Below are 11,624 nucleotides of genomic sequence, written 5' to 3' on the forward strand. Positions count from 1 at the left end.
CGAACCAGCGTATCGCGTCAATGGGGTCGGCGACGATCTCGCCATTGGCCCCAGGCCCAGCAGTGCCTTGAGCGTCCGTTGGCCTCGCGGTTTCACAATACTTTCATATCGCTGTCGCGACATCTACGTCTCTTGATGTGGCCGTATTGCCCGCCTACTCTGACCAAAGGAGCGCCGAACTCTCATCCGAGAATTCAATCCCTTACCGCGGGCTCTCTCTCCACTCACCTGCTCCTGAATTCCACCGCGGCGTAAAGGCAGGACTCGAACGCATCGGGGTGGCCTTCTGCACCGATGCTTCTCTACGGAGGTCACGTTGGACACGCAACGGCAAGCCTTTCTGGCCACTCTCGAAGCTGAACTGGTCGATCTTTCGCCGAGCCGGACAGCGGCGGATTCGATTTTTGATCGCCCGAGCCGGGGCGCAGGAATTGCGGTGAAGCGGGGTGTCTTCTGCACGCTTCTCGCAGGTGCTTCAATGTTGGCGTTGGGAGCCGCCCCGGCGGAGGCGGCCAGCGCCCCGTCCGCGGCTACGTCAGGTCCTGTCATCCAGAGCGATTGCTTCACGCCTGACTTTGTACGAAGGGACCACACGAAAACATGCGGCAACCCCCAGGCATTCGTGAATTACTACTTCGTCGATGAGGATTGGATAACCTCTTACTACGTCTGCTACATCTTCGAAGGCTCTTGGTACGGCTGCGGCGGATCGACGCCACTGCCCGATTCGTCGGCCTGCGGTCGCCCGTAGATCGTCAGTGTACGGAGGCCGGCCAATCGACGGGCGAGGGGTGACTACTGTGCACGACCGGAAAGACCTGACCCTGCCGACGACATGGATAACCGGCTCGCCGACCCGGTTGGCATCCGTGAAGGTTGCCGAGGACGAGCAGTCGAGCCCGGTGAGCATCGTCATTCTCGCCAAGGACGAGGAACGCTGCATCGCCCGCTGTCTGGACAGCGTAATCGGTCAAGATTTCGACGACATTATTGTCCTCGACACGGGATCCACGGACAATACCGCGTATATTGTCGGAGATTACATCGCCCATGGCGTCCGGTTGCTCCGGACGCCATGGGCTAATTCATTCGCACACGCAAGAAATCGGGGAATCGACGCCGTCGGGAGGGGATGGATAGTCTTCCTCGATGCCGACGAGTGGTTGACCGAGGAAGCGGCACGACGGCTGCGACCCTGCCTTATGTCCCTGTCTCGGCTGGAGAACGTGTCTCGTCTGACGTTCGCGCCCGAGATAGTTCACGTGGACCGCGGCGAATACACACACGACCTGCCGCGCATCTTCAAGGCAGACAGCGCGATTCGCTTCCGCGGCCAGGTGCACGAGTACCCGGTGATTGCTCAGGGCTCGCCCACACCAGTAGAAGTCATCACCATCGACATCCAGATGAACCACGACGGCTACAGCCCGGCGGTTGTCATGGACAAGAACAAAAGGAAACGAAACCTCGACCTGCTGGCGGCGGCCCGACTGGACGACCCCGACAACCCTCGATGGTGGTACTTCACCGTCCGCGACGGACTGGCAGTGCACGACCATTCAGAACTGCTGAGTCTGTGCGAGAGGCTCAAAGAACTGGCGGGCAGGCCGACCGACACTGGCGACCGCCGTAGCGCCCGTGACTATTACCGCCTCGCGCTCGGCTCGGCGTGTCAGCGCCTTTCCGCCGTGGGCGACTGGCTGACTGTCTACCGAAACTGCGAGGACCTGCCCGAGGCCGACGCCTTCTATTTCCGGACGATTCGCGAGCTACTCGGCGGCATGGTGACCGGGGCCGGACTCATCGAGGCTATAAGACGACGCAGCGACGAGGAGTTGACAACGGAAAGCGTCGTCGACCCGTCCGGGCGACATCTCGACGCAGTCATCGTCGCGTTGCTCGAGCAACTGAATCAAGGCACGAAATCCAAAAAATATCGTGAGCTCTGCGCGCCCTGGACCGACTCATTCTTTGAGGAATCCCGTCTGCGACCGCACTACCGGCAACGTTCGCTTTGATTGTCGGAGAACCAGATCGTGGTGTCCGTGATGAACCGCAGGATGTCGTTCGCCTCGCGGGTGAAACCGTTGACCAGCGCCATGCCCGGTGAGTTGTGGCCGGGCCGCACGGGCCGAACTGTTCGAGGGGCACGCCCGGTCCGGTGACGTCCGCGCGTAACAAGTACGCGGGCGCGCCGCTGCCCGGGCGGGTCACCTCGCGATATCGGCGCGACAGCGAGACGACAGCGGCAGGCTCTAGAGTTCGCGGCCGAATGGGACTGCGTGGTCCTGATCCAACTGTGCAACCGAGTGTGGGGAATGTGATGCGGACAGGACGTCGAACCGCCTTCGGAATCAGCGTGTTGGGGTTGTTGGTGCTTTCCACTGGGGTCGCCGCCGCCCAGACCGTGAGCGGCTCCGCCGGGTCGGGACCGGCACAGATCGTGCAGGCCGCCCCTGCACCGTTGCCGAGGATCGCGGCGCCGCGCACCAAGGGACGGGGCACCCTGGTCGAGAGCTCCACCGGCAAGGCATTTCGTCCTCGCGGTTTCAATTACGCACGGCTCGCCGAATCCTCCTCGGGGTGGTTCCACTCCACCTTTGAGCCCGGTCTGTACGACGCGGCTCGGGCGGAACGGACTCTGGGACAGCTCCAGCACGACGGCTACACCCTGGTCCGGGTCTTCATCGATTCCGGCAGCATCCCGGACGCGAAGGCCGGACATGCGCACGGGCTCGGCCGCGGCGTGGGCGATCGGAGCGTCGGTTACGGCCCCTACCTGGACAACGTCGCCGACTTCATGCGCCGAGCGGCGATCCATCGCGTCTACGTGTTGCCAGTGCTCGGTATCTTCCCGCAGAACGAGTACTACTACGGTCTGGTCGGCAGTGTTGACAGTGCTCAACTCAATATCGAATCCGTCAACCTGATGTACATGCACGAAGGCCATGTCAAGGCCAAAGAAACGTATGTCCGGGAGTTCGTCACGGCGATCCGTGATCGCCTGGGGAGCGGGCTCATGAGCACCCTGCTCGGGCTGCAGTTCGATAACGAGGCTACGTGGCGGACCGACCTCCGCCCGTTCTCCCGGCACACCGGCACGGTCAGGCCGGCGAACGGGATCGTTTACGACATGTCCAAGCCCGCCGATCGCCAGCAGGCAGCCGATGCCAGTATCGTCGAGTACGCCAACCGGATGACCGCCGCGGCCCGCGCCGTGGATCCCCAGCTGCTGACGACCATCGGCATGTTCACTCATCGGGCCGTCGATCGCGATGGGCCGGACGGAATGCAGCACTCCTGCTCGGCCGACTGCGGCCACCCTGACCTGTGGCGATACCCGGTGCGCCCGGCTGTGCTGACGGCCTATTCACGGCTGGACTTCCTCGATCTGCACGTGTATCCGCGGTTGCCGTACGGCAAGACGTACTCGCTTCTGGATGATCTGGCATCCAGCGAGTGGGACGACGTGCAAGGCATCGTGCTGATGGGTGAGACGGGCGCCTATCGCGATTCGTTCGACGGCAGCGTGACACAGGCCGCGAACGCGATGCGGGAACATCAGGTGGACAGTTGCCGGCAAGGCTTCTCCGGTTGGTTGTTCTGGACCTGGGACACCAGCGAGAACGATGACCAGCGCCGCTTCTTCTCCGCGAGTGAGTCCGGCGGTGCCATCAACGGCCAGTTGGCGCCCATTGTCCGTCCCGATCCCTGCCGTCAATAGCCTTACCTGGCAATGACGTCGGTGTCGCCGGCAGCCTTTCATGCTACGGGTGGTCCACCCATTGTGCGTACGTATGTGAATCGATGTGCTCGCAGTCCCGGGCTTGCCAGAACCCGAGTGATGTCTGCCTGGGCGATTCTTTCTTCGCGCTGTCGCGCTGCTTGCGCGCACGTCGATTGGGCGTTGCGGGGCTTGAGGACCGTCAGCGCGTAGGAAATGCTCGGATATCGATCATTCTCCGTAGGTAGGCCAAACCGGAAGTCGGGTCGTATGTCCACGGTGTTCGGCGGGAGTCCCTTCCCTTCCGGGCCGGGCGGTCTACACCTCCGCCTGCTGGGTCCGGTCGGCGCCCGCCGTGCCGGCCGTGACCTCGACCTCGGCGGCCTCAAACCTCGCACGCTGCTCGCCGAGCTTCTGCTGGCGCAGGGCGAGGCGGTCTCCATCGATCGGCTCGTAGACACGCTGTGGGGCGACAAGGCACCCGCGCGGGCCACCTCACTGCTGCACACGTACGTGTCGACCCTGCGGACGGCGCTGCGTGACCGGCACGGTCCTGTCATCACCCGCCGGTTGCCCGGATACGCCTGGGAGGTGCGCTCCGGCCGGCTCGATCTGACCGAGTTCGAACGGTTGCGCGACCGCGGCCGGCGGGCGGTGGCCGCCGGTGACCACGCTACGGGCGCGGCCATGCTGTCCCGGGCGCTGTCGTTCTGGCGCGGCACACCCTTGGAGGGTCTGCGCGGCGTCGCCGTCGAGCGGCACGCGGAGCGTTTGGCCGAGCTGCATCGGGCGTGCGCGGTCGAGCGCATGTCGGCTGCGCTGACGACTGGGTCCAGCGGTGATCTGATCGCCGAGTTGGTCGCCCTGGTCGCACGATACCCGCTTGACGAACGGCTTCGGGGCCAGCTCGTCACCGCCCTGCATCGCGCCGGTCGCATCGCCGACGCGCTGGCCGCTTACGAGACCGGTTGTGAGGTCCTGGCCACCCAGGTGGGCGCGCCGCCCGGCGACCACCTGCACCGGGCCTATGCGGAGATCCATGGGGGAGGCGCGCACGTCGAGCCCGGCTCAGGTTCGGCCATTCTGTCGCCTGCCGCGCGCCAGACGGTGTCCGCGCTGACGTCGTTGAGCCTGACCGACGTCGCGGGCTGGCTGGTAGACGCGCTCGTGCCGCGCCCGGCGGCGGATCACACGCCGTCGGCGAGCCGGCAGCTCGTCACCGCCGGCCTGCTGGTGCCCACGAGTCGGGATCCAGCCGGGCAGACACGCTACAGCGTGGTCGCCGGGGCTCCGGCGCTCGGCCGGGAGCCCGCCGGCAGGGACTCCGATCCGGCCACCCGGCGGATGCACGCCGCTCGGGCGGCCCGGGCGGCGCTGATGATGGTCGACGAGCATCCGGCACTTCCGATTCCCGGCCTTACGTACCCGTCGGCGCCGGCCACCTGGAGCGTCCCGGCGCCGCGCAGGCGGCGCCGCGCAGGCGTCCAGAGCCAGTTGCAGGCCGAGCTGGGCACCTTGGTCTCCATTGTGGAAAGGGCTGGTGCGACCGGCGCCGTGGACGAGTGTTGCGCGTTGGCGGCGGCGCTGGTGCGAGCCACCTTCGCTCATCGTAACCAGTTCACCGAGTGGCACCGCACGCATGAGGCGGCCCTGGCCGCCGCCCGCCACGTCGGTGACCGCGCCACGGAGGCGGCCATTCTTCACAGCCTCGGCCGGATGTGCTTCGAGCAGGGCCGGTTCGAGGCGTCCGCCGACTATCACCAGCGGGCGCTGGCCATGCTCGGGCCGACTGCCGCCGGCGGCCACGCGGCGGCGGTGATCACCGCAGGGCTGGGCCGGGTGCTGGTCGGGCAAGGCCGGTTCGACGTCGGCCTGCGGCACCTGGGAGGCGCTCTCGGTCCCATCGATGCGGCCGGCGACCAACTTACGTCGGGGTTCCTGTACAACGCGATCGGCGCTGCCCACCTGGAGCAGGGGCGGCTCGATACCGCCACCGAATGCTACCTGCGGGCGCGTATCGCCTACCGCGCCGAAGCCCATGGCACGGGGGAGGCGACCGCCTTGCGGGGCGCAGGGCTGGTGTCCCGCGCTCGGGGCGCCCTGGAGGAGGCCGCCGCCCACTTCCGTGACGCGAGGTCGCTCTTCGCGCGTGCGGAGGACCGGCTCGGCACCGCCTACGCCGACCAGTCACTGGCGAAGGTGGAGCTTCGCCAGGGGCGGCCGGCCGAGGCGATCCGCCGGCTGCAGCCGATCCTGTGGACCTGCCGGGGGCTGCATGACACGTTCGGCGAGGCGCTCGTGCTGCGGACGCTGGGTGAGGCGTGGCTGGTGGCGGGCAGCTTGACCAACGCCGAGGACAACCTGCGCCAGGCGCTGCACCGCTGGAAGGAGTTGCGGCTTCCCCTGTGGCAGGCTCGCACTCTTCGTGACATGGCATGGCTGCACGAGTCGGCGGGCCTCAGCCACAGCGCCCGGCAGGCCTCCGGCGCCGCGCAGGTCATCTTCCGCCGGCACAGCAGCCGGGAGCTGACCGAGACGGTCGGCGAATCCCGCTCTCCGCGCCCGATGTCCCGACCGGTCCGGGCGTGACCCGAACCGATCGGGGGTCGAAAATCGGTCACCCGGCCCATGTTTCGGCGTGAAGGGACTGATCGGAGTCGTCCCAGTAGCGGTTCTCCAGGCGTCCGTCGGGCCGCCGGAAGAAGACCTGTTGCTGGTCGTCGATGGCGAAACCGGCCGGATCAGACGCGGTCGCGACAGTTCCCGTCGGGGACCACTCGTCGGTGGCCGGCCAGTTGCCCGGGATGGACGGGTACCAGACCCAGTGGACGATCCCGCCGGTGGCAGTGCGTCCGAAGAGGTGCTGCCTGTCACCGACCGTGTACGCGAGCAGGGAGCCGACCACGTCCGGCCCGGCCCAGCCGACGGCCGTGATCCGCCCGTCCGAGGCGTCACGGTAGTAGTGCTGCACACCGCCGCCGCCCGACCGCACGAAGACGTGTACCTGATCGTCGTATCCGAAGCCCACCGGATCCGAACTCAGCGCAGCGGGTCCGGTGCCGAAGTCGTCCACGGCGGGCAGGTTGTTCGCGATGCCGTCGTACCAGACCCAGTGCACGAGCCGGTTGTCCACGGCGCGAGCGAAGATGTGCTGCTCGCCGTTGTGCACCAGGGCGGCCGGATTGCCGGTGATCGCCGGCCCCGCCCAGGTGTCTTTGGTGGACTTCCCGGAGTCGTCCCACGAGCGGTGTTCCAGGCTCCCGTTCGTCGCGTAGAAGACGTGACGCCGGCTGCCGAAGGAGAAGCCGGTAGGGTCGGATCTCACGTGGTTGAAGGTGTCCACGTACTCGCCCCTCGGCTGGGCGCCCGCCTTCAAGACCCAGTGCATGAGGTTGTTGTTCGGTGTGCGAGCGAAGACGTGCTGTTCGTCGTTGTGGACGTACGCGATCGGCTTGCCGGTGACCGGTCGGCCGGCCCAGATCTCGGACCGGGACGTCGCGGGCGCCGGGGCCGACCATGAGTGCGCGAGCCGGCCGGCGGGGTCGATCTCGAAAAGGTGCCGCTCGCCGCCGTAGACGAACGCCTGGTTCGTGGAGCCGCTCGACGACGGGCTTGCGGCCGTCGCGGATGTGGCTGTGCCGACCAGCGCGGTGGCGAGCACCGCCGTGGTGGTGAACACCGCCGTGACGGCGCGGACCGCTGTCAGCACCGTGTGTCGGGGTCGGGACTCCAGGGATGGAGTTGTCGACATGTGACCTCCTTGAAGTGAGTTGTTGCCTGATCAGCCGGCGTATCGGCCGTTCCAGTTCTCGGTGTGGACGCGTTGGTCGGAGGCGTCCCAGTAGCGGGTTTCGAGGGTGCCGTCCGGGGCGCGGAAGAAGACGTGTTGCTGGTCGCCGGTGGCGAAGCCGGCGGGGTCGCTGCTGACGGTGCCGGGGTTGGACCATTGGTCGAGTACCGGGCGGTTGTTGGTGACGCCTGGGTACCAGACCCAGTGTTTGAGACTGTTGTCTGTGCCGCGTGCGAAGAGGTGTTGTTCTCTGCCGTGTCCGTAGGCGAGTGGTCTGCCGGTGGTGGTGGCGCCGGCCCAGTCGTTGTCGGTGACGATTCTTCGTTCGGAGGCGTCCCAGAAGCGGTGGGCGATGGTGCCGTCGAGTGCGCGGTAGAAGATGTGTTGCTGGTCGCCGTAGGAGAAGCCGGCGGGGTCGGAGGTGACTTGGCCGTTGGTGGTGCCCCAGTCGTCGGCGGCCGGGAGGTTGCCGGCGATTTCGGGGTACCAGACCCAGTGGGCCAGTTTGCCGTCGGGTGTGCGCGCGAAGACGTGTTGTTCGGTGCCGAAGGTGTAGGCGACGGGGTTGCCGGTGATGGTCGGGCCGTGCCAGGTGTCGTTGGAGATCCGCCATTCGGAGGCGTCCCACCAGCGGTGTTCCAGGCTGCCGTCGGGTGCCCGGTAGAAGACGTGTTGCTGGTCGCCGTAGGAGAAGCCGGCGAGGTCCGAGGTGACTCGGCCGTTCGGGGCCCAGCTGTCGAGCACCGGCTTGTTGTTCGGGGCGCCCGGGTACCACACCCAGTGCGCCAGGCTGTCCTGTGGTGTGCGGGCGAAGACGTGTTGCTCGTTACCGTGGGTGAACGCGACCGGCTTTCCGGCTATCGCGGATCCCGCCCACACGTCCGATTCGGGGTGCCCGACCGCGGGGTTCAGCCACGAGTGGGCGAGGTCGCCGTTCTCGCCGCGGCCGAAGAAATGCCGCTCGCCGAGGTACCCGAAGGCCTGGTTGGGTGTCTGGCCGCCGCCGCCCAGCCGGCTCGCGACGTCCGACCTCAGCTGCGCGAGCATGGGGTAGAAGACGTCGCCAGGACACGCGGTGGCGAAGAAGTCCCGATGACCGTAGATCTGCGTGGTCGGGATGCCGTACTGCTGGCAGATGAAGACGCACAGGTCGACGAGGCGATCGTAGAGCGCGGCCGGCGGGCCGACATTGGTGAAGGTGCCCTCGTTCTCGATGCCGATCGCCTTGTCGTTCTGGTCCGGACAGTGGACGCCGACCACCATGCCCCGGCCCGCCGCCAGCGTCTCCAGGCTGCGGTGGCGTCCCTCCAGGAGGTATCCGCCCCGGGACACGGTGAAGTGCTGGCCGGTGTCGCCCCAGCCATTCGTGTCCATGTGGTCGTTCTGGATCGATCGCGCCATCGCCGTCGCGTTCGCCAGCGCGGTCCCGTTTTCGTTGCCGCTGGCGGTGTGGTGGATCAGGATCTTGTCGGGGTTGCGGCCGATCACTGTGAGGTTCTGGTCCGGCTGCCGGGCTCCCCACGAGTCGCAGGGGATGATGTCGGCGGCCGAGATCGCGGCGCCGGCGGGTCGCGGGCCGGATCCGAACTGGAATCCGCCGAGTGCGATGCCGGCGCCGACGGCTGTGGCGCCGCCGAGCAGCGAACGGCGGGAAACCGCACGAGGTGACATGTCTACTCCGGATCTCTTGTCCGCTCCGGACGGCCAGATGGCCGCCGGCAACGCCCGGCCGACTGATCAAAGCCACGCCGGGCTGTGCGCCGACACCGTGACACGACGCCCTTCAAGAAACCTTCAGCCGTCCCGCCCCGGCCTTGCCCCGCAGGTCAACGCGATCGGTTGGAGCCGCGCCATCCGTACGAGAGCGATATGTCATAGACCGGTGGTGTGATCGGCAAAACGCCTGATCCGACGGGCGTTCAGACGGCGTGGGAGCCGGCGGAGCACCGCCGTGGTGTCCACGTGAGACCGGAAGGGACGACATGCGAAGCAGGACAAGAACCATGGCGACCGCCGTGATGGCCCTCGCCCTGGGCCAACTGGCGTTCGCCACCCAGGCCGAGGCCGCTGACGCGGATCGGGTCGCCGTGCGGGCAGACAGCCTGATCACGGCGGCAACCGCCGACGCGGCGGGCGACGCTGCGTTGACCGTCGATGTGTACCTGGCCGGGCGCGAGACCGTCGCGCTGGAGAAGTTCGTCAAAGCGGCCAGCGATCCCCGCAGCGACGGCTACGGCAAGTACCTCTCCGCCCAGGAGTTCCGTCAACGGTACGCGACCACCGACGAGGACCTGGCGCACGTCACCGACTGGTTGACCGGCAGTGGCCTGACGGTTACCGCCGTGCCCTCGAACCGGCGTTACGTGCGGGCCACCGGCCGAGTCGCCGCGGCCGAGCGGGCCTTCGGCACCGACCTGCGGACGTCCGCGGAGCACGGCCGGGCGCCAGCGACGGCGGTCACCGTTCCCGGGGCGTTGCGGTCCGTGGTCGCGGGGGTGTCCGGGCTGGCGGAGCGCCGTATCCTGACCCGCTCCTTCCATGGCGACGGCATGCCGGCCGGAGCGTCGGCGAAGGGTCAGCCCAACGCCGCCGCGCCGCCGGGGGCGGTCCGTGCCGGTCGTCCCTGCTCCGACTACTTCGGACAGAAGGTGGACCCCACCAAGCCGCCGGCGTACGGCAACAACTGGCCTTACGCGGTGTGCGGGTACACCCCGAGCCAGATCCAGAGCGCGTACGGTGTCCGGCAGGCGCACGCGTCCGGTGTGGATGGTCGCGGCGTGAAGGTTGCCGTCGTCGCGTCCTATCTGTCGCCGTCGGTGCTCGCCGACCTCAACACCTACAGCGGACGCTACGGCCTGCCGGCCATGAAGCCCGGCCAGTTCACGCAGGTCGAGCCCGCAGGCGGCTACCGCTGGGGGGAGGAGTGCGGAGAGCCGTCGTGGTACACCGAGGAGGCGATCGACGTCGAGGCGGTGCACACGATCGCCCCGGGCGCGGACATCACCCTGGTCACCGCCGCGAGCTGCGATGACCGCGACCAGTACGAGGCGGTCAACAAGGTCGTCGACGGCCACCTCGCCGACATCGTCACCAACTCGTGGGGCGTCAATGACGAGCGGGTCAACTCGGCGCTCTTCGACGCCTACCACGCGACGATGCTCCAGGCGGGCGCGACCGGGATCGGCGTCTACTTCGCCACCGGTGACACCGGGGACAACTCCCGGATCACGGCCGACGGCAAGCCGGTGACCGCGCACCCGGCCTCCGAGCCGCTCGTCACCGCCGTCGGCGGCACGTCGCTGGGCATCGGCCGCAACGGCGAGTACCTTTTCGAGACCGGGTGGGTAACCGCCCGTTCCGACCTGCGGGACGGTGCCTGGACCCCGGCCCCGCCCGGCAACTTCTCCTCCGGCACCGGCGGCGGCACCAGCCAGGTGTTCGCGCAGCCGTCTTACCAGGTCGGGGTCGTGCCCGACGCGATCGCCACGCGGCACGGCGGGCGCGGGCGCGCGGTCCCGGACATCGCCATGGTCGCGGACCCGGCCACCGGGATGGTCATCGGCTATGCCCAGACGTTCCCCGACGGCGTCCGTTACAACGAGTCCCGCTCGGGGGGCACCAGCCTCGCGTCGCCGCTTCTCGCCGGCATGATGGCAGTCGCCGACCAGCAGGCCCATATGCACCACGGCTTCGTCAACCCGCTGCTGTACCACTACGCCAACCGCGGTGACCTCCAGGATGTCGCGGACACCACCACCCGTGCACAGGTGCGCGCGGACTACGTCAACCGGATCGACGACACGGGCGGCGTCACGTACTCGCTGCGGAGCATGCAGTTTCCGCAGACGATCGCCACCGGGCGGGGTTACGACGACATGACCGGTGTCGGATCCCCGCGCACCGCCTACTTCCTGGCCCCCGACCCGGACCCGGAAAGGACGACGGCCCGGTAGCTCACGCGTCTCCGGTGCGGTGACCGGTCACCGCACCGGAGACGTGGGTCCGGGGCGCCCAGGAGAAGAGGGGGTTGGTGCGCGTTCCGCCGCGCGCAGCCACTGCGTTCCGGCGGCGGGTCTTCCGTGCCGGCGGCCGGTGGGGCGGCCGGGATCG

The 11,624-nt window shown here is 67.8% G+C and carries 8 protein-coding genes; 5 read left to right on the plus strand and 3 right to left on the minus strand.

Features of this window, described 5'->3' with window-relative positions:
- The first annotated feature begins 316 nt into the window (after positions 1–316).
- Both AB0O15_RS40020 and AB0O15_RS40025 read left to right on the plus strand, forming a co-directional pair.
- Positions 317–751, plus strand: coding sequence for a hypothetical protein (locus tag AB0O15_RS40020; RefSeq protein ID WP_364330597.1), 435 nt, complete (start codon positions 317–319; stop codon positions 749–751).
- Between the two features lie 49 nt (positions 752–800).
- Positions 801–2,018 (plus strand): glycosyltransferase, encoded by a 1,218-nt coding sequence (locus AB0O15_RS40025; protein ID WP_364330599.1) that lies wholly within the window; start codon positions 801–803, stop codon positions 2,016–2,018.
- Here AB0O15_RS40025 and AB0O15_RS40030 read toward each other — a convergent pair.
- Complete coding sequence (locus AB0O15_RS40030) at positions 1,997–2,128, minus strand: hypothetical protein (RefSeq protein ID WP_364330602.1); 132 nt, start codon at positions 2,126–2,128, stop codon at positions 1,997–1,999. The two genes, AB0O15_RS40025 and AB0O15_RS40030, sit on opposite strands and share 22 nt — an antisense overlap.
- Before the next feature lie 240 nt (positions 2,129–2,368).
- On the opposite strand from AB0O15_RS40030, the gene AB0O15_RS40035 reads away from it, so the two are divergent.
- Together AB0O15_RS40035 and AB0O15_RS40040 are read left to right on the plus strand one after the other, a co-directional pair.
- Positions 2,369–3,724, plus strand: a complete 1,356-nt coding sequence (locus AB0O15_RS40035; protein WP_364330604.1) for a hypothetical protein — start codon at positions 2,369–2,371, stop codon at positions 3,722–3,724.
- Between the two features lie 270 nt (positions 3,725–3,994).
- A complete protein-coding gene (locus AB0O15_RS40040) occupies positions 3,995–6,313 on the plus strand; it encodes a BTAD domain-containing putative transcriptional regulator (protein WP_364330607.1) in 2,319 nt (772 codons plus the stop codon).
- Positions 6,314–6,341: 28 nt separating this feature from the next.
- On the opposite strand, the gene AB0O15_RS40045 is transcribed toward AB0O15_RS40040, so the two are convergent.
- Together AB0O15_RS40045 and AB0O15_RS40050 are read right to left on the minus strand one after the other, a co-directional pair.
- Positions 6,342–7,475, minus strand: a complete 1,134-nt coding sequence (locus AB0O15_RS40045) for a hypothetical protein (protein WP_364330610.1) — start codon at positions 7,473–7,475, stop codon at positions 6,342–6,344.
- Between the two features lie 30 nt (positions 7,476–7,505).
- Positions 7,506–9,185 carry an N-acetylmuramoyl-L-alanine amidase gene (locus AB0O15_RS40050; RefSeq protein ID WP_364330613.1) on the minus strand — a complete coding sequence of 560 codons (1,680 nt, stop codon included), beginning with the start codon at positions 9,183–9,185 and terminating at the stop codon, positions 7,506–7,508.
- A gap of 332 nt (positions 9,186–9,517) precedes the next feature.
- On the opposite strand from AB0O15_RS40050, the gene AB0O15_RS40055 reads away from it, so the two are divergent.
- Positions 9,518–11,467: a S53 family peptidase gene (locus AB0O15_RS40055; protein ID WP_364330616.1), complete on the plus strand. Its 1,950-nt coding sequence runs from the start codon at positions 9,518–9,520 to the stop codon at positions 11,465–11,467.
- Positions 11,468–11,624: the final 157 nt, after the last annotated feature.

The sequence above is a fragment of the Actinoplanes sp. NPDC089786 genome, assembly GCF_040684855.1.
GTDB lineage: Bacteria > Actinomycetota > Actinomycetes > Mycobacteriales > Micromonosporaceae > Actinoplanes.